General features: G+C 74.2%; 18 protein-coding genes. 5 read left to right on the top strand and 13 right to left on the bottom strand.

What is annotated here, in order from left to right; all coding sequences use genetic code 11:
- Positions 1-19: 19 nt before the first annotated feature.
- The 4 genes from OG550_RS03645 to OG550_RS03660 all read left to right on the top strand — a co-directional run bounded on the left by OG550_RS03645 (position 20) and on the right by OG550_RS03660 (position 2,627).
- Positions 20-715, top strand: a complete 696-nt coding sequence (locus tag OG550_RS03645; protein WP_327674416.1) for a formyltransferase family protein — start codon at positions 20-22, stop codon at positions 713-715.
- A 294-nt stretch (positions 716-1,009) separates the two neighbouring features.
- The gene (locus OG550_RS03650; RefSeq protein ID WP_327674418.1) at positions 1,010-1,429 is read left to right on the top strand and encodes an XRE family transcriptional regulator; all 420 of its coding nucleotides are present in this window, start codon (positions 1,010-1,012) and stop codon (positions 1,427-1,429) included.
- Positions 1,430-1,521: 92 nt separating this feature from the next.
- A complete protein-coding gene (locus OG550_RS03655) occupies positions 1,522-2,070 on the top strand; it encodes a ParH-like protein (RefSeq protein WP_327674420.1) in 549 nt (182 codons plus the stop codon).
- The gene (locus tag OG550_RS03660) at positions 2,058-2,627 is read left to right on the top strand and encodes a DUF6545 domain-containing protein (RefSeq protein WP_327674422.1); all 570 of its coding nucleotides are present in this window, start codon (positions 2,058-2,060) and stop codon (positions 2,625-2,627) included. Before OG550_RS03655 ends, OG550_RS03660 begins: the two co-directional genes overlap by 13 nt.
- Positions 2,628-2,791: 164 nt before the next feature.
- On the opposite strand, the gene OG550_RS03665 is transcribed toward OG550_RS03660, so the two are convergent.
- The 3 genes from OG550_RS03665 to htpG all read right to left on the bottom strand — a co-directional run bounded on the left by OG550_RS03665 (position 2,792) and on the right by htpG (position 8,908).
- A complete protein-coding gene (locus OG550_RS03665) occupies positions 2,792-5,011 on the bottom strand; it encodes a tetratricopeptide repeat protein (protein WP_327674424.1) in 2,220 nt (739 codons plus the stop codon).
- A 116-nt stretch (positions 5,012-5,127) separates the two neighbouring features.
- Positions 5,128-6,339, bottom strand: a complete 1,212-nt coding sequence (locus OG550_RS03670; RefSeq protein WP_327674426.1) for a hypothetical protein — start codon at positions 6,337-6,339, stop codon at positions 5,128-5,130.
- Between the two features lie 628 nt (positions 6,340-6,967).
- Complete coding sequence (gene htpG / locus OG550_RS03675) at positions 6,968-8,908, bottom strand: molecular chaperone HtpG (RefSeq protein WP_327674428.1); 1,941 nt, start codon at positions 8,906-8,908, stop codon at positions 6,968-6,970.
- A gap of 922 nt (positions 8,909-9,830) precedes the next feature.
- Here htpG and OG550_RS03680 point away from each other — a divergent pair.
- On the top strand, positions 9,831-9,959 hold the full coding sequence (locus tag OG550_RS03680) for a hypothetical protein (protein ID WP_327674429.1): 129 nt from the start codon (positions 9,831-9,833) through the stop codon (positions 9,957-9,959).
- An 83-nt stretch (positions 9,960-10,042) separates the two neighbouring features.
- Here the strand turns inward: OG550_RS03680 and OG550_RS03685 are convergent, their stop codons facing one another.
- From OG550_RS03685 to blsE, 10 genes are all read right to left on the bottom strand, one after another.
- Entirely contained in the window at positions 10,043-11,545 is a 1,503-nt protein-coding gene (locus tag OG550_RS03685) for a M1 family metallopeptidase (protein ID WP_327674431.1), read from the bottom strand.
- 153 nt (positions 11,546-11,698) lie between these two features.
- Positions 11,699-12,217 carry a nucleoside 2-deoxyribosyltransferase gene (locus OG550_RS03690; protein ID WP_327674433.1) on the bottom strand — a complete coding sequence of 173 codons (519 nt, stop codon included), beginning with the start codon at positions 12,215-12,217 and terminating at the stop codon, positions 11,699-11,701.
- A gap of 86 nt (positions 12,218-12,303) precedes the next feature.
- Complete coding sequence (locus tag OG550_RS03695; protein WP_327674435.1) at positions 12,304-12,924, bottom strand: class I SAM-dependent methyltransferase; 621 nt, start codon at positions 12,922-12,924, stop codon at positions 12,304-12,306.
- A gap of 25 nt (positions 12,925-12,949) precedes the next feature.
- Complete coding sequence (locus OG550_RS03700; protein WP_327674437.1) at positions 12,950-14,854, bottom strand: hypothetical protein; 1,905 nt, start codon at positions 14,852-14,854, stop codon at positions 12,950-12,952.
- Positions 14,855-15,119: 265 nt separating this feature from the next.
- A complete protein-coding gene (locus OG550_RS03705; protein WP_327674439.1) occupies positions 15,120-16,373 on the bottom strand; it encodes an MFS transporter in 1,254 nt (417 codons plus the stop codon).
- Between the two features lie 124 nt (positions 16,374-16,497).
- Positions 16,498-17,739 (bottom strand): ATP-grasp domain-containing protein, encoded by a 1,242-nt coding sequence (locus OG550_RS03710; protein ID WP_327674441.1) that lies wholly within the window; start codon positions 17,737-17,739, stop codon positions 16,498-16,500.
- Positions 17,736-18,917 (bottom strand): DegT/DnrJ/EryC1/StrS family aminotransferase, encoded by a 1,182-nt coding sequence (locus tag OG550_RS03715; RefSeq protein ID WP_327674442.1) that lies wholly within the window; start codon positions 18,915-18,917, stop codon positions 17,736-17,738. Before OG550_RS03715 ends, OG550_RS03710 begins: the two co-directional genes overlap by 4 nt.
- Positions 18,914-20,089, bottom strand: coding sequence for an arginine 2,3-aminomutase (blsG, locus tag OG550_RS03720; protein ID WP_327674444.1), 1,176 nt, complete (start codon positions 20,087-20,089; stop codon positions 18,914-18,916). The genes OG550_RS03715 and blsG overlap by 4 nt, the downstream gene beginning before the upstream one ends.
- Before the next feature lie 202 nt (positions 20,090-20,291).
- Positions 20,292-21,278, bottom strand: coding sequence for a CGA synthase-related protein (gene blsF / locus OG550_RS03725; protein ID WP_327674446.1), 987 nt, complete (start codon positions 21,276-21,278; stop codon positions 20,292-20,294).
- The gene (gene blsE, locus OG550_RS03730; RefSeq protein WP_327674448.1) at positions 21,266-22,255 is read right to left on the bottom strand and encodes a cytosylglucuronate decarboxylase; all 990 of its coding nucleotides are present in this window, start codon (positions 22,253-22,255) and stop codon (positions 21,266-21,268) included. The genes blsF and blsE overlap by 13 nt, the downstream gene beginning before the upstream one ends.
- Positions 22,256-22,378 lie beyond the last annotated feature (123 nt).

Raw genomic sequence — 22,378 nt, forward strand, 5'->3', positions numbered from 1 at the left:
AACGACCGCAGGAGCGCGGATGAACATCTACATGTCGGGACAAGGGGCCTTCGCGGTGCAGGTCGCGGAAGCCCTGCTGGACAGGGGACACAAGATCGTCGGCGCGGCCGCGCCCCGCCTGCGCAAGGGGAAGTCCGACGAGGGCGACGCGATGTCCTGGGACCGCCTGCGCTCCTGGGCCTACCACCGGGACGCACCGTGGACGGACTCGGCCGAACTGCGCGCCGTACACATCCCGGACGGGGTCGACCTCATCGTCGCCGCACACTCGCACGCCTTCCTCGGCCGGCACACCCGCGCCAGGGCCGCCGTCGCCACCATCGGGTACCACCCCAGCCTGCTGCCGCTGCACCGCGGCCGGGACGCCGTCCGGTGGACCGTCCGCGACGGCGACAGGGTGGCGGGCGGGTCCGTCTACCACCTCACCGAGCGCACCGACGGCGGCCCGCTCGCCGCCCAGGAGCACCTGATCGTGCCCCCGGGCTCGACCGCGCAGAGCCTGTGGCGCGACCACCTGGCGCCGCTCGGCGTGCGGCTCCTCCTGAAGGTGGTCGCCGACCTCGCCGCGGGCCGGCGGATCGAGGTCCCGCAGGACGAGAGGCTGGCGACCTGGGAACCCGCGATGGGGGCGCCGCCGCTGTTCAAGCCCGAGCTGATCGCGCTTCCCGGCACGACGCCGGTCGACAGCAGCAGGTGGGCGCTCTACGAACGGTGACGCCCGCGCGCCGTTCCGAGCCGCGGCCCCGCACACGACCGGTGTGCGGGGCCGCGGCGCTCGCACCGCCGGGGCGGCGCGGCGGCGTCCGGCCGGACGCGCCCCAGGTGTCGCTCACCGGCGCACCGGCGCACTCGCGCACCTGCACGCACCTGCACGCACCTGCACGCACCTGCACGCACCGAATCGTGCGCCTTCAACGTCTCGACGGGGCACCTAGAATGAGGGACCATCGCGAGTGGTCGGTCCGCGCACGCACCGAACGTGCGCACGGGGTAAGGGAAGAGGTGTGCCGTGCCCGACGCAGGCTCCGTTGCGTCCACGCTCGCGGCGAAGCTGGACCGGCTGTTCGACGTCGTCCGCCGCCCGGACCGTGAACAGTACAGCCACGAGGAGGTGGCCCGGGCCTGCCGGGAGGCGACCGGCGAGAGCTTCTCGGCCACCTACCTCTGGCAGCTCAGGACCGGCCGCCGGGACAACCCGACGAAGCGGCACCTCGAAGCGCTGGCACAGTTCTTCCAGGTACCGCCGATGTACTTCTTCGACGACCGGCAGAGCGCCCGGATCGCCGAGGAACTGGCCCTGCTGGGCGCACTGCGCGACGCGGGCGTACGGGACGTGGCGCTGCGCGCGGTGGCCCTCTCCCCCGAAGGGCTCGGCACGATCAGCGACATGATCGAGGCGATCGCCCGCCGCGAGGCCGGTGGCAGGTAGCGGAAATCGACGTCGAAGCGGTTCTCCCGGCGCTCACCCGTCCGTAGGATCGCCTCCCGACCAAGGGCGGTCGGACACCAGGGGGTACGGGCGTGGGGCATTCGGGTGGGGTCGATCACGAACTCTGGCGTCGATGTCGGGGGATCGCCGAGTCGATACCGCTTCCTGAACCGTTCGGAATCGCGGAGCTGAGCGAATCGCTCGCCCGGCTGCGTGGCAGACCCATCGAGCTGATCCCCCTCTCCGGCCCGGCGCCCTCACCGTGCGGGGTACTGATCAGCACCGACCGGGCCGACTACATCGGCTACGCGGTCGACACCACCGCGCTGCACCAGCAGCACATCGTGCTGCACGAGGTCGGACACCTGCTCTGCGGCCACACGGGCGGCGCGGGGCTGAGCACGGCGGTCTCGCGCACGCTGGCCCCCGCGCTCTCGGAGGAGCTGGTCCGGAGGGTGCTCGGCCGGTCGGTGTACACGGACCGGCAGGAGCAGGAGGCCGAGCTCGTCGCCTCGCTGACGCTGCACCGGGTGCTGCGGCGTCCACGGCCGTCGGCGTTCGGCCGGCTCGGCGACGGGATGGCGCAGTTGTGGCACGCGGTCGGCCAGCCGCGGCCGCGGGGCGCGGCGTGGCGCGGGTGACCGGGCTCCCGGCTCCGGCGGCCTGCCTGGCCGGTGCGGCGGCACTCTGGAACGACTGGGGCGGACGGGTCCGCGCCCGGCGCGACCACCGCAGGCTGGACCCGCTCTGGTCGGCCGTGCGGGCGGCGCTCCCGGAGATCGAACTCGTCACCCGGGACGAGCACTCCGGACGTGCGGGGACGCACCGGCAGGACATCCGGTTCGCGCTGTACCGGCGGATCATCGAGATCCGGGACGGCCAGCTGTCCCTCCGCTCCCACCTGCACCCCCACGTACCCCTCTGGGTGCGGGAGGTGGCCGGACCGACCGGTGCCGAGGAGTTCGCCGTCGTGCTGGAGGCCGCCGCGATCGCCGCCGGTCTGGAGGCGGCCCGGGCACGGCACCACTTCCCGGCCGGCCCCGGCGAGGGGTTCGTGCCGCACCCGCTGGTGGCCGAGCTCCGCGAGGAGGCGTCCTGGCTGGTCAAGGTGGCCGCCGCCTACACCGGTTCGCCGGCCGTGGCCCATGTCCGGCGGCGGGTGCGGGAGGAACTGGCCAGAGCCGCCGTGCCGCACTGACCCACCGGGCCGGGCCCGCGCCGCCACGGGGGCGGGCGCAGTCCGGGCCCGCGCGCAGCCCCGGGGTGCCGGTCGGGCCTCCCGGCCCGCCGCACGGGGGCGACGGCGGGCCGGGAGGCCCGGGCCCGGGCCGCAGCCAGGGCGGACTCGGGGCGGACCCGGGCTCAGGCCCGGGACAGCTCCGGCATCAGCTCGTACACCTGCTCGGCGGAGTCCGGGTCCGCCTCCAGGCAGGCGAGCAGGTCGGCCCTGGCGGTGTCCGCCCGGTCGAGTCCGATCAGACAGCGGGCCCGCTGCAGCCGGGCGTCCACGTCCTCGGTGGAGTCGACCACCTCGTCGAGCAGCCGGACGGCCTCCGCGAGGCGCCCGGCGTCGTGGTGGACCACCGCCAGGTTGAACCGGATGCCGGGCTCCGGGGAGAGCTCGACGGCGCGCGCCAGGTTGCTTCCGGCCCCGTCCAGGTCTCCTTCCTGGTAGCGGAGTTCACCGATCAGCGCCCAGGCCTGGGCGCAGTCCGGGTCCGCGGCGAGCGCCTCCGCGTAGGCCCCGGCGGCCGCCGCGTTGTCACCGTCCGCGACCAGCAGCTGACCCTTCAGGCAGAGCAGCCGGGGGTTGTCCGGGGTGCTCGCGAGACCGGCCCGGACGTCGGCCCAGGCGAGCTGCCGCGCGCCCGATTCGAGCAGCAGGGCGGCCCGGTTGAGGCGGGCGTCGGCGAACTCCGGGTCGAGCTGGAGCACGTACCCGAAGTCGGCCACCGCGGCCTCGGTGTCGCCGAGTTCGGCCAGGACGTCGGCCCGGTTGAAGTACGCCTCGGGGAAGGGCGGCGAGAGCCGGATGGCGCGGTCGTAGTCGGCCAGCGCCTCCTCCGGCCGGCCGAGGTCGCGCCAGAGCATGCCCCGGTCGAAGTGGTACTCGGAGTAGTTGGGGTCGCACTCGATCACGGCGGTGTAGTCGGCGACGGCTTCGGCGTGGCGGCGCAGGCCCGCGAGCACCTGCGCGCGGTTGTAGCGCAGCACGGACCGGTGCAGCGTGTGCTCGTGCGGCTCCAGGGTCTCGTCGAGCCGTGCGATGCAGCCGTCGAGCAGCTCCAGCGCCGCGCCGAGGCGGCCCTGGTGGACCTCGATCAGCGCGAGGCCGTTGCGGTTGAACACGACGCGCGCCTCCCGCTCCTTCGGGTCCGGGTGCCAACTGGCGAAGGCGATGGCCTGGTTGACCCAGCCGCGGGCGAGCTGGTGGTCGCGCCGGCCGGCGTCGAAGTGGCGGGTGTGGAGCATGGCCGTGGCGTACGCGGCCTGCATGTGGACGTCGGGCGAGGTGCTGAGCGCGCGGGCCTCGTCGTACAGCGGCAGTGCGCGCTCGGCGAGGCCGAGGGCGGCGAAGGAGGTGGTCATCTTGGTGGTGAAGGCCCACCAGTTGGTCGGGTCGCCGTCGTGGGTGACCAGCTGCCGGCCGCGGGCGCCGATGTCCACGACGGCGTGGTAGAAGCCGAGGTCCATGCAGTGGTCGAGGGCGTGGCGGAGCGTGGCGACGCCGGCGCCGGACGGGTCGCCGCCGTGTTCCGCGTGCCAGGCGATGGCGCCGAGGCGCAGCGAGGACTCGCCGACCGTCTCCAGCTCGGCCCGCCGCAGGTCGTGCAGCCGGGCGCGCTCGGAGTGCGGCATGGCCAGGTAGGCGGCGACCTCGTCGGGGTCGTCGCCGACCCCGTCGGCGGCGATGTAGGCGCGGCCGAGCGCGGCGGCGCCGATCGACGCCAGGGGGGTGTCCGGGTTCGTCCCCGTGTCCGCGCCGGTGCCCGGTGCGTCGAGCACTGCGCAGTGGGCGGCGAGTGCGGTCGGCAGCACCTCGCGCCCGGGGCCGTCGGGGTGCTCCAGCGGTTCGGTGCCGGTGGTGACCACCACCGTGAGCAGCTCGGGATCGATCCGCCGCAGCAGGACGGCGAGGAACTCGCCGTCGGTGGGGTCGGCCCGGTGGGCGTCCTCGACGACCAGCGCGCGCGGTCCCGTCCCGGACGCGCGCAGGTACGCCTCCAGGAACTCGACCAGGCCGTGGGCGATCCGCAGGGTGCGCAGCGCGGAGTAGAACCTGGTGCGCTCCTTGGGGACGGCCAGCGAGGTCAGCGTCTCGCGGGTGGCGGGCACCAGGCCGTGGAGTTCCGGGGTGGTGGAGAGGATCTCGATGTCGTGCCCGGTGACGGCCTCGGGACAGCGCGCGAGCGCGTCCGGGACGATCGCGCGCAGGATCGATCCCACCGCCGTGTAGGGCCCGCGCAGACGGCGGTCCGCGCTGACCAGGGCGAGGACGGGCGGCAGGTCGAGCCGCTCGCGGGCGTCGACGCGGTCGGGGCGCCCGGCGGCGCGGACCCAGTGGTGACGGTGCTCGGCCATGACGCAGCTGCCTTTCGTGCTTCGGTGCGATGACGTGGTGGCGTGGTGGCGTGGTGGCGTGGTTCCGGTGGCGGTGGCGTGGTGGCACGGGGCGGGTGCCGCGGGGAGGGGGAGGGTCAGGCCGGCCGCGCGGTGGTGCGGGCGGCTCGGGCGGCGCGGCGCTCGCGGGCGGCGAGGACGAGGACGGCGCCGGTCTGCGCGAGGCTGAGCACCATCAGGGCGAGCGAGTCGAGGCGGCCCGCCACCGAGGCCTGGCCGCTCAGCCGGAGCCACATGTCGTGCAGCAGTCGGTAGGCCGTCGGCACGACGACGCCGGCGAACACCGTGAGGGTGAACGCGTAGCCCACGAGCATCAGCCAGGCGTACCAGCGGGCGGCCCTCCGGTCGACCGGGTGGTGGGCGTCCAGGTCCAGCGGCGGGCGGCCGGTCGCCCGCCGGAGGGCGTTGCGCAGCACGTCGGCCGCGGCGGCGTGCAGGTTCACGGTGCCGAGGACGGTGCTGAGCAGGACGTAGAGGTCGGTCCGCAGGTAGAAGAAGCCCTGCCAGGCGAGGCGCAGCACGGTGGCGTAGGCCATCGCGAGGCAGAACGACGCGGTGCCGCCGCCCGTCGCGTCGGCGACCAGGGTGAGGACCGCGATCGCCAGGACGTCCGCCAGCATGCCCGCCATGATCGGCAGGTAGCGCTGCCGTCGCGGCACGCTGACCAGTCCGTCGAGCGAGGTCTCCAGGACGAGGTAGACGAGGCGGCGGCCCACCGAGAGCCTCGACCGCAGGCCGAGCCGGCGGCCGGCCAGCGCGTGGAAGGCCTCGTGCAGGGCGAGCAGCGGCGCCTGGCCGAAGAACAGCATCAGCACGACGAGGGTGTAGGACGGGCTGAAGAAGATGTGGTCGATGCTCGGGACGAGGCGGGGGGTCCGGACCATCTCGACCACCGCGAGGGCGGTCACGAGGGCGTAGCCGATCAGGGCCGGCCGGCTGAAGACCAGTCGGCCCAGCCGCTGCCAGCGGACCGGCGCGGCCTCGTCCACCGGGGCGGAGTCCGGGCGGAGGAGGTCCAGGTCCGCGAGGACCTCGACCAGGTCGGCGATGTCGACGCTCTCGCCGTGCACCGCCTCGTAGCGTTCGGCGGCCTCGCGCGGCGTGGCGCCGTCGGCCAGCATCCGGACCAGTTCGGCGCCGTCGGCCGGGAAGACGGCGTAGGTGTCGGTCTCCGGGCTGCCGATGGTGACCTCGTCGGCCTCCGGCAGGTAGACGAGCCGGCGGAGCGGCAGCGGGCGGTCCAGGTCGGAGCCGGGGGCGCCGGAGTCGCTGTCCACGGAGGCGTGCACGGATCCTCCTGGGTAGGGGGCTGGGGGCGGGGGGAGCGGTGCCGGCCGACCGTGCCGCGTCGGGCCGGCACCGCGTCCCCGTTCCCGGGGAGGGGTGGGATCAGACCTGGACCATGCAGTCCCACGGCAGGTACAGCGCGCGCGCCGTGCTGGTCAGGCGGACCGGGCCGGCCTTGCGAACGACGATCTTCTTCATGACGGACACCTCTTTCCTTGGTCGGTTATCAGGAAGCCATGAGCTGAGATGAATCGACATCTGATGTCCAGTCACATCAGCTCGGGCAGCACCAAGACTGCTGACGGTGAGGCGATCGCGTCAAGGGACCGAGACGGCCGACGCCGGGCGACACCGGGCCGACACAAGGGATTGCGCAGGTCGCGAGCGGCGTCCGGTAAGCGGTACCACCGGCTCCGGGCCGGATCCGCGCGGCCCGCCCGGGAAGGCCGCGCGCCAATATATAAACTGAAATGGATGGCCTGGCAGGGGTGAGCTACCTCAGCTGGGAGCCCGGAACGGCGAACGGCCGGCTCCCGGAGGAGCCGGCCGTCGGATCGCCCCGCGGGGCGGGACAGGGCAGGGCAGGGTGGGCGGGGCGGTCGGGGGTGCGGCAGCCGCACCCCCGCCCCGTCAGAGGGTGCGGGTCAGGCGCTCCGTGAGCAGCCTGGTGAAGCGGGCCGGGTCGGGGAGGTCCCCGCCCTCCGCGAGCAGCGCGCCGCCGTACACCAGCTCGGCGACCTCGGCCAGCCCGGGCGCGTCGGCGTTCGCCTCGTGCGCCGAGCGCAGCGCGGTGACCAGCGGGTGCGCGGGGTTGAGCTCCAGGATCCGCTGGACCGGGGGCACGGACTGCCCCATCGCCCGGTACATCTTCTCCAGGGTCGGGGTCATGTCGTGGGCGTCCCCGACGATGCAGGCCGCCGACGTCGTCAGCCGCGACGACAGGCGGACCTGCTTCACCTGCCCGGACAGGGCCGTCGCCAGCCACGGCAGCAGGGCCGCGAACTCCTCCTCGCGCCTGGCCTTCTCGGCCCCGGCGTCCTCGTCGGCGTCCTCCGGGTCGTCGAGGTCGACCTGCCCCTTGGCGATGGACTGCAGGCGGTGCCCGTCGAAGGCGGGCACCCGGTCGACCCACACCTCGTCGACCGGGTCCGTCAGGATCAGGACCTCGAACCCCTTGGCGGCGAAGGCCTCCATGTGGGGCGAGTTCTCCACCGTGGCGCGGTCCTCGCCGGTCAGGTAGTAGATCGCGTCCTGGCCGTCCTTCATGCGCCCGACGTACTCGCGCAGGGAGGTGGACTTCTCGGCGTCGTGGGTGGAGGCCGCCGACACGAGCTCCAGCAGGGCCTCCGTGTTGTCGGTGTCCTCGATCAGGCCCTCCTTCAGCACCCGGCCGTACTGGGTCCACAGCTTCGCGTAGCGCTCGGCGTCGCCGGTCTGGACGCCCTTGAACGCGCCGAGGACCTTCTTGACCAGTCGCCGGCGCACGCCGCGGATCTGGCGGTCCTGCTGCAGGATCTCGCGGGAGATGTTCAGCGACAGGTCGTGGGCGTCCACCACCCCCTTCACGAAGCGCAGGTAGTCCGGCATCAGCGCTTCGCAGTCGTCCATGATGAACACGCGCTTGACGTACAGCTGCACGCCGCGCTTGGCGTCCCGCGAGAACAGGTCGAACGGCGCCTGCGACGGGATGAACAGCAGCGCCTCGTACTCGAAGGTGCCCTCGGCGCGCATGTGGACGGTCTCGGCCGGCGGGAGCCAGTCGTGGCTGATCTGCTGGTAGAACTCGTGGTACTCGGCCTCGGTCACCTCGCTGCGCGGCCTGGCCCACAGCGCCTTCATCGAGTTGAGCGTGTCGACCGCGGGCGTCGCGGCGGCGTCCTCGTCGGCGGTCTCCCCGGCGGGCTCGGCGGCGCGCTCGGCGGCCATCCGGATCGGCCAGCGGATGAAGTCCGAGTACTGCTTGACGATCCGGCGGATGTTCGCCGCGGCCAGGTAGTCGGCCAGGCCGTCCTCGCTGTCGACCGGCTTGAGGTGCAGGGTGACCGAGGTGCCCACGGGCAGTCCCTCGGCCTCGCTGATCTCGTACGTGCCCTCGCCGTCGGACTCCCACCGGGTGCCCGTGTCGGTGCCGGCCCGCCGGGTGCGCAGGGTGACCCGGTCGGCGACCATGAACGCCGAGTAGAAGCCGACGCCGAACTGCCCGATCAGGTTCTGCGCCGCGGCGGCGTCCTTGGTCTCCTTGATCTTCTCCAACAGGCCCGCGGTGCCGGACTTGGCGATCGTGCCGATCAGCTCGACGAGGTCCTCGCGGCTCATGCCGATGCCGTTGTCACGGACGGTCAGCGTGCGGGCGTCCCGGTCGACTTCCAGGGCGATGTGGAGGTCGGACGTGTCGGCGTCCAGGCCCGAGTCGATCAGCGATTCCAGCCGCAGCTTGTCCAGTGCGTCCGAGGCGTTCGAGATCAGCTCCCGCAGGAAGATGTCCTTGTTGGAGTAGATCGAGTGGATCACCAACCGGAGCAACTGGCGTGTCTCGGCCTGGAATTCCAGCGTCTCGACAGTGCTACCCACGCGTGGGCCCCTTTCCTGGAAGTACGTGCTAACGATTACGGCAAGTGCCCGGGTGACTCCCCGTCGGCACCGAAATGATAGGCGCACCGCCGGACGGGGGCTGCAGAACCGGGGTGCGGGCAGGGGTGCGGGTAGGGGTGCGGCCCCGGACGGGCGCCGCCGTCCCTACCCGCAGGTAACGATTCCTCCTCCGGCCCTGGACACCCGGGCGGCACTGGTTCACGATTCACCACCATGACCCCTCCCCCGATCCCCCGGGACTCCGCACACACCGCACTCCTGGACGCCGTGCTCGGCGTGGCCGAGGAGACCGCGGCGCTGCTCCACGGCGGCGCCGACACCGGGGCCCGGATCCCCGGCGCGGAGTGGACGGTGGGCGAGGCCGCGGCCCACCTCGCCCAGGCCAACGAGCTGATGGCCGACCTGGCGGCGGGCGAACGGCGGACCTACGGCGACGGCACGCCGTCCGGCCTGGCCGCGGCCAACGCGTCGGCACTGGCCGCCTACCCCGAACGCGGAGCGGCGGTCCTCGGCGGGGAGATCACCCGGCACGCCCGGGCGTTCGCCGAGGCGTTCACCCGCAGGCCCCCGACGACCCCGGTGCTCACCCCGCTCGGCCCGATGGACCTCGCCACCCTGGGCTCCTACCTGCTCACCCACATGCTCGGCCACGGGTACGACCTCGCCGCCGCCCTGCGGCAGCCCCACATGGTCGACCGTCACCGCGTCGAACTGTCCGTGCCGTTCCTCATGACCGCCATGCCCCGGGTGGTCGACGGCCGCACCGCCGCGGGCCACACCGCCCGCTACGACCTGGGGATGCGCGGCGGCCCCCGTTTCACGGTCGACTTCCGGGACGGTGCCGCCGTCGTCTCCCCCGGACCGGCGGGTCCGCCCCGACTGCCGGATCCTGACCGAACCGGTGACCTTCCTGCTGCTCGCCCTCGGGCGGCGCGGGCCGCTCTCGGCGCTGGCCCGGGGGAAGGTCTTCGCCTGGGGGCGCCGGCCCTGGCTCGCGCCGGGGTTCCCGCTCCTCTTCAAGGCCCCGTAGGACCGGGAGACCCCGCGGCGCCGCCCGGCCGGGGCCGGTCGGCCGGGGCCGGGTCTGCCGGTCGCCGGTCAGCCGTCCTCCGGTCAGCCGTCGATGCGGTGGGCGGCCCAGAACGGCGCCAGGTCCTCGGCCGCGGCCGCCTGGGCCGCGGCCTTGAAGGCGGGGGTGCTGCTCACGCCGTACCAGTGCTCGCGCGCGTAGCCGCGGAGCAGGCCCTCCATCACGTCAGCGCCCAGCAGCCTGCGCAGGTCGTGCAGCGCGCACGCCCCGTAGTCGTAGACGACCGTCCCGTACCGGTCCCGGTGCTCGTCCCAGTACGCCATGCCGTTGGTGATCCGCTCCTGCGGCGAGGACCACGCGACACCGCTCCAGCAGCCCGCACCGTCCCGGCCGAGGGCGAGGTCGGTGGCGTACTCGGAGAACGACTCGTCCAGCCAGGGCCGGCCGTACTGGTCGTCGCCGACGATGCCGTACCACCACTGGTGGGCGACCTCGTGGGTGAGCGCGGTCCGGTTCACCCGGTCCAGGACGAACCCCGGGTACTCCATGCCGCTGAACCAGAGGTCGCCGTCCAGGACGGCGTCCAGTTCGGCGTACGGGTAGGCGCCGAACGCACGGGAGTGCGCGTCCACCGCGCGCTCCGCCACGGCGAGCATCGCCCGCGCGTCCGCCGCCCTGATACCGGCCGTCGTGTGGACGGTGATCGCGGTGCCGCCCCCGGAGCGGCCGGAGACGGTGCCGAACGGCCCGGCGGCCCACGCGAAGTCGCGCACCTGCCGGGCGGTCGCCGTGGTGACGGTCCGGCCGTCGGCGCCCGGGGCGTCGGTCGAGCCGCCGGTGGCGGGGACGCCCAGGCCGGCCGGGTGGTCCAGCACGACGGAGAAGTCGGCGGCCAGGGTGTAGAAGGACTCCCCGGTGTCGGTGTACGGGCCGAGGTGCCAGCCGTCGGCGTCCCGCACCGCGAGCACGGGCAGCGCGTTGCCGAAGTAGCTGTACGCGCCGTGCCGTCCGAACCGGTCCGCGCTGTCGGTGAGTTCGGGCGCCCGGATGGTGAGGTCGAAGCCGATCGTGTGGTGCCCGCCCGGTCCGAGCGGGGCCGGGAGGACGACCCGCAGGACGGTGCAGTCGGCCGAGAGTCCCGCCACGGGACCGGACGCGGGGGCGGACGCGGGCGCGGGACCGGACGCGGGGGCGTCCTCCGCGGCTCCGACCAGGTCCGTCACGGTGACGGCCGGCTTCGAGCAGCCCCCGTGGGCGTTGCCCCAGAGCCTGAGGTGGACCTCGTGGAGCGGCTCCGCCGAGACGTTGGTGAAGCTCACCGCCTCGTGCCCGGACCACTCGCCGCCCGAGGCGTCGCCGGTCAGCGCGACCGTGTACGAGGCCGCCGCCGGGGTCCGGTCCGGTTCGTACCGCCCGGTGCCGGGCAGGACGAACGCCCCGCCCGCGGACCGGGGCCCGCCGTCCGCGGGCACGGGGCGGCCGGGGCCGGGGCCGGAGCCCCGTCCGGGCGGCACGAATCCGGTGGCGGTGGCGGTCAGCGCGAGACAGCCGAGGAGGGCCGGCAGGAGCCGCACGGACCTACTCATCCGCGCTCCCCTCCCCCGGTCGCCCCGTCCACGGTCCACGGTCCCCGGAGGCCGGAGGCCGGCGGACGGCGGGCGGCGGGCGGCGGGCGGAAGGCAGGCGGCAGGGCCCGGACCGGGTTCCCGGTCCGGCACCCGGCCCGTGACGGTCGTCGTTCACCGGCGGCCCAGGCCCTCCCGCTGCCGCAGCACCGCCCGCTCCACCGCCCGGTCCACCGCCGGCAGGCTGGCGGCGATGTCCGTGTGCACCACGTACTCCACCGAGGCCACCGTGTGCAGGCCCTGCACCAGGAAGGTGTACTCCCGGCCGCGTTCCAGCAGCAGGACGATCGGCTTGTCGAAGGCGCTGGCCCAGCCGATCTCGATGTGGGTGCCCGGGGAGGCCGGGTGGCCCGGCAGGGCGACGAAGACGTCGGCCTTGCGGATCTCGTCCTGGTCGAGCCGGGTGCACTGCTCGGGCCGCATCAGCTCCGCGCCCCACGCCTCCCGGCGGTGGGCGTTGTGGACGGAGAGGCCCTGCGCCTCGAAGTGCTTGATCAGGACGTCGAACGGGGCCCGGGCGTCGGCCGGCATCTCGCCGGTCTCCGGGTCCAGGAGCTGGATGAAGGGGCCGGCGAGGAAGATCGAACGGATGCCCGGGGCGGGGCGGGAGTCGTCGGGCGGCGTGACGGTCATGGGGATACCTCCGGAGCGGCGCCGGTGCGCGGTGTCGGGTGGGGGCCGACCGGCGGAGCGGTCGTGGGCGGCGGGCGGTGGACGGGTCAGTCCTTGCGGAAGCACTGGATGAAGGCGTCACCGGTGGTGCCGCCGTGGGTGTACTCCGTGGTGTCGTACGCGACGAACGGGTGCCGCTCGACCCGGATCGTGCGGAAGTGCGGCAGGTACTGCCAGCGCAGCTCCGGCTTGGTGCTGAAGAACGGGATGAAGACACCGCCGGGGCGCAGCACCCGGACGACCTCCGGCATGGTCCTGGCCCACAGCTCGGCGTCCGTCCAGACGTCCATGTCGAGGGCCGGGTCGAAGAACATCCCGTCGATGCTCTCGGACGGCAGCTCGAAGACCCGCTCGAAGAAGTTGCCGCGCTCGATGGCGAGGTTGCCGGGCAGCTCGGGGTGCCGGGCCCGGAACAGGTCCTCGACCTCGTCGAAGAGTTCCAGCACGGTGTGGCTGCGGGTCGCCGGGTTCCCGGCGATGCGCAGCGCGGACAGGCCGAGGCCCAGCCCCACCTCGTAGAAGTCCCGGCCGTACTCGCAGAGCATGTCGGCGCTGGCCCACATCAGCTCGCGCTCCCAGGCCTGCATGGCCTGCTCGCCGCCGATGCTGAGGGTCACCTCGCCGTTCTGCTCGATCAGTTCGATGGCCGGCTTGGTCTGGCTCTCCATGGTTCTCCCTGGGGTTGCGGGTGGGTCAGGCGCTCCGGGGGACGACCCCGAAGTGCCGCCGGGCCGTCGAGACGGCCAGGTCCTGCACGGCGAACACCGTGAAGTAGTAGGCCTGCGGAGCCGTACCGGGGGCGAAGCGGACGCGGAAGGTGACGTCCTCGGCCCGGCCGCCGGTGAGCCGCAGCCTGGTGGTGGCCGGCTCCGCGGTGGCGTCCTCCCGCAGGTAGGACGGGACGAAAAGGCCGAGCCGGACCGGTCCGGTCCGGGCGGCGGTGACCGTGGCGCGCACCTCCAGCACCCCGCCCTGTTCGACCGCGTCCGGGGCGTGGGCGAGCAGGGCGGGGGCGTCCGGGATCCGGAAGGTGACGTCGCCGCAGCGCATGCAGACGGCGCAGGTGGTGTCCAGGACCTGCGGGAGCAGGCCGCGCCGGGTGAACTCCTGCGCGGGGCGGCCGCAGTGGCAGGTGACCTCCCGCACCTGCGGGTCCAGGCTGCTCCGGTCGCCGAAGTGCGCCGGGTAGTTCATGAGCTCGGTCTCGGGGTCGGCCGCGACCTGTTCGGTGATCGCGTGGTCGAGGGACTGCAGGTCCGCGGTGAGCGAGGTGCGGATCTGCTCGGGCGACTGGTCGGCGAGGTGGGTGGGCCGGGCGACCCAGAGGTCGACCTTCCGGGCCAGTTTGGTCAGCCGGGGCCGCAGCGGGTGGTTGTGCGGCAGCAGGTCCGAGGCGAGGTAGGCGGTGAGCCGGGCACCCACGGTGAGCAGCAGCGGGTCGGGGCGGTGGTCCGCGGGGGCGGGGGGCGGCGGGGTGTCGTCCGGCGCGCCGGGGAGTCCGAAGCGCATGAACGCCGGGTAGGGGTGGGAGCCCGCCAGGCTGGCGTTGAGGGTGTCGACGGAGTCCGCGCCGACGAGGGCGCCGTGCATCCACGCGACGTTCTCGGGCCGGTCGGAGTCGTGCACGGAGACGGCCGACACCACCGTGCGGGCCGGGCCGTCGAGCGCGTTCAGCAGCAGCTGGTACTTCGGGTCGTACAGGGCGAGGTCGGCGAGCGGTCCGCTGTTGCAGGCGCTGAGCACCACCTCGACGGCCTCCACCCGGTTGAGGGGCACCAGCTTGTCCTCGGGCTTGTAGCAGGGCAGTCCGTAGGCGCAGCGCGGGCCGAGCAGTCCGGGCACGGCCGGGGCGGTGCCGTTGAGGCCGCAGATGGTGAACTCGCCGAGGTTGACGCTGTCGTCCTTGCCGTGGCCCTGGAAGGCCACCCGGCGCCACCGGGTGCCCAGGATCTCCGCCTGGATGTCGGAGCGCTCGAAGTCGCGGTCGTCGAAGACCCGCACGCCGGACGGCCGGGGCGGCCGGTCGGTGTCCGTGAACAGGCCCACCGCGTCGACACCGGGGGCCGGTTCGGCGTACTGCTTGGCCACGTTCCAGGCCACCGAGGCGCCGTCCCGGCCGCTCAGCAGGGTGAGTCCGTGCCGCGGGCCGCGGTAGGTCGCCATCAGCAGGGCCCGGACGGGGTCGAGGGTGAGCCGGTCGTAGCGGCCGACCACGAGCAGCGAGCCGTCGTGCCGGGCCCGGAAGGCGGCGGGATCGGCGAGTTCCTCCTCGGTCGCCCAGGTCCGGGCGAGCGGGCGGGCCAGTTCGGCGAGTCCGTCGGGCAGGTCGGCCCCGCCGAGGAGGATGCCGACGTCCAGCGGGTGCGGCTGCCGCAGTCCGCCGTACAGCCGGTGGGCGAGCTCGACGCTCACCGCCAGGTCGGGGCGGCCCTCGGTCGGGACCGGCACCGCCAGGACCTCCGGGTCGTCGAGGAACTCCTTGACGGCCTGGGGTAATTGCCGGTGGGTGACCTGGCGGAACAGGGTGTCCGGGCCGGGCGGGCGGCCGGACCGCTGTTCCGGCCGGTCGGAGCGCCGGTCGGCGGGGGCTGCGTTCAAGAGGGACCACCTCGGGTCGTCCGCGCCCGGTGGGCGGGAGGGGTAGGAGGGATGGGAAGGGTGAGAGGGGTGGGAAGGGTGGGAGGGGTAGGGGGGACGGTCGCGGCGCCGGGTGCGGGACGCCGGGTGAGCGGGGCGAGCGGGGCGACGGGCCGGCGGATCGGGCCGGGGCCGGGGGGCCGCCGGGTACTGCGGGTGCCGCGGGGGCCGCGGGGGAAGCTCGGCCCGCTGCCGGGACGGGACCAGGTGGCCGGCCGCCCGGCCGTCACGCCGCGCACTCCACCACCGGCGCCGACCGCCGGGTCAGCAGTCCCCGGCAGGCGAAGGCGGTTCCGGCCGCGGCCAGGGCGGTGCAGGTGGCCACGGCGAACACCGCCCTCGGCCCGAGCGGGTCCATCAGCAGCCCGCCGACCTGCTGTCCCAGCGCGTCGCCCAGGACGGTGGCCAGCGACGCCCAGGTGAACGCCTCCGCCAGTGACCGCCCGTCGGCGATGCCGCTCACCAGGGTCATCTCGCTGGCGGAGACCAGGGCGATGGGCGCGCTGCCCACCGCGAGCGCCACCGCCAGTCCCGCCTGGGAACCGGCGAGCAGTGTCAGCCCGGTCCCGAGCGCATAGGCCAGCAGCAGGCGGGGGAAGCGCACCTGGGGGGCCACCCGGGACTGCGACCGGCCCAGCCAGAGGGCGCCCAGCGCACTGCCGATCCCCCAGCACGCGTACACCAGACCGGCGCCGCCCGGGGCACCGTGCTCGGCGACGAAGGCCGGGATCGCCAGGGTCAGCAGTCCGACGGGCACCGCGGAGACGGCCATGATGCCGGCCAGCGCCAGCAGGGCCGGTTCCCGCAGCGGGCCCAGCAGCTGCCGCGGCTCCTTCGGGGCCTCGGGGCCGGCGCCGTCCGGATCGGCGCCGCCGCCGCCCTCGGTGCCCGGCGGCAGACGGGTGTGCGCGAGGCCGAGCGTGCCCAGCCCGCCCAGGACCGCGACCGTCGTCAGGGCCAGGCCCGCCGAGCCGACCAGCATCAGCGCCGCCAGCATCAGCGGCGCCCCGATCACCAGGACCTCGGTGAGCAGGGCCTCCCAGAGGTAGGCCGTCTCGCGCTCCTCCTCGCGGAGCGGCAGCCGGGCCCAGAGCGAGCGCATGCAGGCGTTCGCGGGCGGCAGTACCACCCCGGCGACGACCGCGGCCGCCGGCTGCTCCCAGCCGCCCGGGCGGGTCGCCCACACCAGGACGGCGAGTGCCGCCGGGTAGGCGACGGCCGTCACGGTCAGCACCGCCGACCGGCCGCGGCGGTCGAGGCGGCGGGCGATCAGCGGGCTGCCGAGGGCCATCCCCAGGGTGTACAGCGCCGCGACCAGACCGGCCTGCGCGTAACTGCCGCCCTGCTCACGGACGGTCAGCACGATGGCCAGTGACATCAGGTAGACCGGGAGCCTGGAGACGACGCTCCACCAGGCCGCCCCGGCCACCCGCGGGCGGGTGAGCAGGTCGAGGAAGCGACGGGGCAGGCCGCTGGTCACGTGGTCGGTCTCCGTTCCGTGGCCGCCCGGGGCGGCGGGGTCGGGGCGGGGGTCGGGGGTCTGGTGGGGCGGAGGCCCGGAGTCGCGCGGGCCTCGCGGGCCCAGCGGGACTCGCGGGCGGGGATCAGAGGGGGACGGCGTCGGCCTCCCGCTCCGGCACCACCTCGATCGCGAACCGGTCGAGCACCTCGCGCATGCGGGCTTCCACCTCCCCCACCGACCGTCCTACGACATGGGCGTACCCCGAGGCGTTGTGCGAGGCCCGCCGGGCCGTCACCGGATCACCGGCGCCGACCTTGAGCACCGCGTCGACGACCCCCGGCATCGCCAGGATCTCCTCGCGGGAGGTGATCCGCCGGATCCTGCCGGAGCCGGGCAGCGGCAGCAACAGGTCGCCCGCGCACCGGCGTTCACGGTAGTCGAGTTCCGGGCGGCGGCCGAGGTAGACCGCCAGGGTGGCCCCGAACACGTCGAACCCGTACGCGTGGCCGTGGTTGGCGGGGATCTCGCAGCCCGCGAGCCGCAGGCCGATCTCGCCCGCGTACACCTCGCCGTCGATCAGGAAGAACTCCATGTGCGCGTAGCCGTGGTCGATGCCCATCCCGGTGACGATGCGCTGGACCAGCGCCCGCAGGTCGACCGGCGGTCCCTCGCCGGTGCCGACGCTGATGTTGGCGTTCATCGCGCCGTCGACGATGTCCAGCGGGCGGCAGGGCATCGCGCTCGGCCAGGCGTCCAGCACCTCCCCGTCGAGGATGAGCGCGCAGACCTCCCACTCGGTGCCGCCGAGGTGCTCCTCCACCATCCAGCGCCGCGCACCGAGGTCGATCCCGGTGAGGTCGCCCGGCCCGGAGAGCCGGTGGGTGTCGACGCAGGCGAACGAGTCCACCGGCTTGAGCACCAGCGGCCAGCCGTGCCGGCCGGCGAACCGCCCGATCTCCCCGGCCGACCGCACCCGGGCGAACTCCGCCGTCCGCAGGCCGAGTTCGCGGAAGCGCTGCTTCATCGCGGCCTTGTCCCGGACCAGGGTCACCTGCGGTCCGGTCAGGTGCGGCAGGCCGGCCAGCCCCGCGAACCGCTGGGCCGCGGCCTGCCGGGGCTCCGACGGGTTGCAGAACCGGGTCGGCGGCACCGGCAGCCCGGCGGCCCACTCCCGGTACCGCTTCGCCTCCTCCTCCGCCGGCACGCCCTCGCGCACCCAGAAGGCGGGCAGGTGCGCGGTCTCGACGAGGTACTCCTCCGGCAGGTCCTGCGCCGTCTCGGCGAACCTCAGCAGGACCAGCCGGCCGGACAGTTCCCGGGCCGCGTACCGGGTGAAGGTGGACGGCCGGTCGTCCACCATCAACAGCACCTCGGCGCCCGTCACACCGCCTCCAGCACCTGGCGGACGGCCTTGGCCGCGAGGGCCTGGTCCTCCTCGGACAGCTCCGGGGAGAGCGGCACGCACAGGGTGCGGTCCAGGAGGTCCCTGGTCCGGGCGAAGCCGTCGCGGCTGAGCGCGAGCGGGCCCTCGGGGGCGTGGTTCCACGGGAAGCCGTCGCGGTAGATCGAACGGCGGCCGGTGAGCACCGGGTGCTCGGGCAGCAGGTACTTCCCGAGCGTCCAGTTGGCGATGCCGGCCGCGGTGAGCGCGGCCACTGCGGCGTCCCGCAGCTCCCTGCTCTCGCACCGGAACCGCAGGCTGACCTTCACGTCGCCGGCCGCCCGGGGCCGGACCTCCAGGTCGGGGCGGTCCGGGAGCTCGGCCATGGCGATGGCGTACATCCGCTCCAGGCCGGCGAGCAGCGTGTCGAGGTGCCGGAACTGCTGGCACTGCACGGCCGCGACCTGCTCGCTGGTGACGAAGTTCTCGCCGAAGTGGGCGTCCTGGTCCCAGGTCGGGTAGTGCCCCGGCACCCGCGCCGAGCCGTGGTCGTGGTAGCGGCGCATGGTCGCCCAGGCCCGCTCGTCGTTCGTGACGAGCAGCCCGCCCTCGCCCGAGGTGAGGACCTTGTTGTGGTGGAAGCTGAACGTCCCGGCGTACCCGGCCGTCCCCACGTGCCGGCCGTCGGGGAACCTCGCGCCGAGGGACTGCGCGCAGTCCTCGACGAGGTACGGCACGCCCTCCGGCAGCGGCGCCACGGTGCCCTCCATGTGGGCCGTGATCACCCGCTGCGCGTCGGGCGGCAGCAGCGTCGGGTCCATCGAGAGCGAGTCGTCGGCGTCGACCAGCACCGGGACCAGGCCGCAGGACAGCACCGCACCGGCCACCGCGACGAACGTGACCGCCGGGATGTGGACCAGGTCGCCGATCGCGGGGCGGGTGGAGATCAGCGCCAGCCGCAGCGCCTCCGTGCAGTTGTGGACGGCCAGGGCGTGACCCGCGCCCAGCCGGTCGGCGACCGTCCGCTCCAGCCGGGAGGCCATGCTCTCGGTCTCGGTCTGGTAGCGGAACAGGACCTGGTGCTCGATCACCTCCTGCAGCTCGGCCATGTCGGACCAGTCGAGGTAGTTCGCTCCGTAGGGCAGGAAGCGCTGCCCGAGCCGCTTGTCGAGAGAGCTCATGGTGTGTCGGACTCCGTGATCGGCTGCGCCGCACCGTCGACGACCATCTCCTGGCCTCGGTAGTTGCGGAGCAGCAGGCCTTCGGGGGTGGGGGTGTAGGAGGGCTGCGCGATGGGGATCTTGCCGATCCTGGTGGTCAGCACGTACTGGGGGACGCCGAACCCGGTGATGTGGCCCTGCAGGCCGGCCATGATCTCCCAGCCCTTCTCCACGGACGTCATGAAGTGCGAGACCCCGGTGACGTTGTCGCAGTGGTAGAGGTAGTAGGGCCGGACCCGGATCCGCAGCAGCTCGGTCATCAGGGTGCGCATGGTGTCGACGTCGTCGTTGATCCCGCGCAGCAGCACCGTCTGGTTCCCGACCGGGATCCCGTGCCGCAGCAGGCGGTCCACGGCGGCCGCGGCCTCCGGGGTGATCTCCTTCGGGTGGTTGAAGTGGGTGTTCAGCCAGACCGGGTGGTAGCGGGCGAGCATCGAGCAGAGCCCGTCGGTGATCCGCTGCGGCAGCAGCACCGGGAACCTGCTGCCGATCCGGATGATCTCCACGCTGGGGATGGCGCGCAGCCCGGAGATGATCTCCTCCAGCTTGCCGTCCTGGTAGGAGAGCGGGTCGCCGCCGGTCAGCAGCACGTCCCGGATCTCGGGGTGGTCGGCGATGTAGCGCAGGTCCTCGTCGTAGGAGCCGCCCTCGTCGTCGCGGAAGTACGTGCCCTCGACGTCGGTGGTGTGGAACTTGCGCGTGCAGTGGCGGCAGTAGACCGGGCAGGCCTCGGTGATCAGCATGATCACCCGGTCCGGGTACTTGTGCACCACCCGGTTGGTCTTGCGGTAGAAGGTGTCCCCGACCGGGTCGACCTCGGCCCCGGGGAACTCCATCAGCTCGCCGAGCGCCGGGACCGCCTGCTGCCGGACCGGGCAGTCGGGGTCGTCCGGGTCCATCAGCGACGCGTAGTACGGGGTGACGCTCCAGCGGTACTTGCCCGCCACCCCGGCGATCGCCTTCTCCTCGTCGGTGCTGAGGTTGATCCACTGCCGGGCCTTGTCGGCGGTGGTGATGCGCCGGCGCATGTGCCAGCGCCAGTCGTCCCAGTCGGTCTCCGGGACCCTGGGGCGGATCAGTTCGGGGCGGGTGACGGCCGTGGCTTCGCGGAGGGTGTCGGAGGTGTCGGACATAGCGGCTCCAGCACGACGCGGACGACGTGGGTGAGGTGGCCGGGACCGGCGTGGCCGGACCGGCGGGCTGACGAGGTGGGGGAACGGGCTGGTGCGGCGGTCACCCGGATGGGGCCGGGTGGCGGCGGGGCCGTGGGGGGCGCGATTGCGGGGGCGGTGGGTAGGGGGCGGGTCGGTGGGTCGGGCGGTGAGTGGGTCGGTCTCACGGTGGGGCGAGCGCGAGCTGGCGGACGGCGCGGGCGACGCGCTGCGCGCCGCGCAGGTCGTCCAGGCCCGGGTCGAGCAGGTGCCACGGCCCCGCGGCGTCCGGCGCGGACGGCGCCCACAGGCCCGGGTCCTCCGGGTCGTCGGCCGAGGGCAGCGGGAGGACCTCGGCGACCCGGCCGGCGAGGTCCTGCTGAGCGGGCCCGAGGGCTGGCAGCAGGGCCAGCGGCGACCGCCTCGCCTGGGCGAGGGCGAGCGCACCGAGCACCGGCGAGGCGAGGAACACGGCGGCCTCGGCGTGCAGCGCGTCCGGATCTGCCTCCGCGGCCCGGCGGACCCGCAGGCCCGGCCGCCCGGCGAGGCCGTCCAGGGCGGACCGCAGGAGGTCGAGCCCGGTGTCGGCGACCACCGTGCACCCCCCGGTGCGCCGCAGCGCGGCGGCGACCAGTCCGGGGAGCGGGCCGGTGGCGAAGGCCTCCGCCTCCGGATCGGGCACGCCCCAGAGGGAGAGCAGCAGCAGGGTGCCCGAACGGTTCCGGCTCCGGCCGGTGCGCTGCGGGGCCAGGACCCCGGTCCGCCGGACACCGGGAGCCGTGGGCCCGGAGGGCGGCAGCCACCCGGGGTGGTGGGTCCGGCGGACGGCCCGCTCCGCCGGACCGGCGGCGCCGGACGGACCCGGGTGGCCGGACTCCAGGTGCACCACCGGGACGCCGAGGTCCAGCAGCCGCGCGGTGGCCGCCGGGTCGTCGCAGACCAGCGCCGCGACCGGCGGCGGTTCGGGGTCGGGCCCCGCCACCGGGCGGAGGTCGCCGAGGTGGGCCGCCACCCTGCGCAGGGCGAGCACCGAGTCCAACCGGTCCTCCCGGGCGCTCAGCAGCACCCGCGGGCCGTTCGGGGCGCGGTCGTCCGGAGCCGTCGGGGCCACCGGTGCGTCGGGTGCGTCGGGTGCGTCGGGTGCGTCCGGGCCTGAGGTCAGTAGTGCCACGGGCCCACCGCCCCGAGCCGGGCGACGTCGTCGCTGTAGCCCGCGGCGGTGGTGGAGCACCCGCTGCACACCTCGGGGCCCCGCTCGCGGAAGTAGTCGGCGTGCGAGCGGAAGACCGGGGTGTCCAGCCGGATCACCCCCTGCTCCCGCAGCGGGGCGCCGCCGGGCCCGTCGTCGCCGTCCCGGTGGGGGATGCAGCTGCACGCGTACATCCGCCCGTACTTGCCGTCCACGTAGATGACGTCGTCGGCGACGTGGCACAGCGGTCGGGCGGCGCGCGGCGTCACGGACCGGGTGAAGTACCGCTCCTGCTCCTCCGGGGTGTCGCCGTAGAAGCGCTTGCCCATCGGGACCAGCACGGCGGCCGGGTCCGCCTCGTAGATCGGGTCGCAGACGCTGCGGACGTGATCGGCGTCCGGGTAGGTGACGGTGCGGTCGAGCTTGAGGGCGGAGAGCTCCCACTGCCGCACCCCCGCCTCGGTCAGCACCTGCTGGAGCCGCGGCATCTCGGTGTAGTTGTGCGGCCCGACCACGGTGTTGACCCTGGGCAGGACGCCGAGCGCGGCGGCGTCGCGCAGGCCCTGCAGCCCGCTGTCGAACATGCCCGGGGAGCGCCGGTAGACGTCGTGGGTGGCGCCCGAGGAGCCGTCCAGGCTGACGATCACCTGGGCGAGGCCGGCCTCGGCCAGCCGGGGGGCCTGCCGGGGCAGCATCGAGCCGTTGGTGATCAGGGACATCTTCATCCCGGCGGCCGTCCCCGAGCGCACCAGCTCCACCACGTCCGGGTGCATCAGCGGTTCGCCGCCGGTGAAGCGGACGTAGCCGACGCCGGCCTCCCGGGCCTTGGGCAGCAGGTCGTCGAAGTCCTCCCGGGAGAAGCGGAACGTGTCGCGGGAGAGGGCGAACTCGCACATGAAGCAGTCGGCGTTGCAGGCTTCGAGGATCCGGATGAAGAGGTAGCGATCACGTGTACGCACGGGGCGGGGACCTTCCAGGCGACTCACGGGACGGGTGGGACGGGGCCGGGGACGCACGGGACGTCGGGGCGGTCGCGGGGGGAGCGGACGAACGGAGGGACGGACGGCGGTTCCGGGGAGTGG

Source organism: Kitasatospora sp. NBC_00458 (assembly GCF_036013975.1).
Lineage (GTDB): Bacteria > Actinomycetota > Actinomycetes > Streptomycetales > Streptomycetaceae > Kitasatospora.

Bases quoted from the DNA above. Each gene is read 5' to 3' on its own strand.
- OG550_RS03690 (WP_327674433.1), bottom strand. From the start codon at position 12,217: ATGACCGTCACGCCGCCCGACGACTCCCGCCCCGCCCCGGGCATCCGT.
- OG550_RS03665 (WP_327674424.1), bottom strand. From the start codon at position 5,011: ATGGCCGAGCACCGTCACCACTGGGTCCGCGCCGCCGGGCGCCCCGAC.
- OG550_RS03645 (WP_327674416.1), top strand. From the start codon at position 20: ATGAACATCTACATGTCGGGACAAGGGGCCTTCGCGGTGCAGGTCGCG.
- OG550_RS03715 (WP_327674442.1), bottom strand. From the start codon at position 18,917: ATGAGCTCTCTCGACAAGCGGCTCGGGCAGCGCTTCCTGCCCTACGGA.
- blsG (WP_327674444.1), bottom strand. From the start codon at position 20,089: ATGTCCGACACCTCCGACACCCTCCGCGAAGCCACGGCCGTCACCCGC.
- OG550_RS03685 (WP_327674431.1), bottom strand. From the start codon at position 11,545: ATGAGTAGGTCCGTGCGGCTCCTGCCGGCCCTCCTCGGCTGTCTCGCG.
- OG550_RS03695 (WP_327674435.1), bottom strand. From the start codon at position 12,924: ATGGAGAGCCAGACCAAGCCGGCCATCGAACTGATCGAGCAGAACGGC.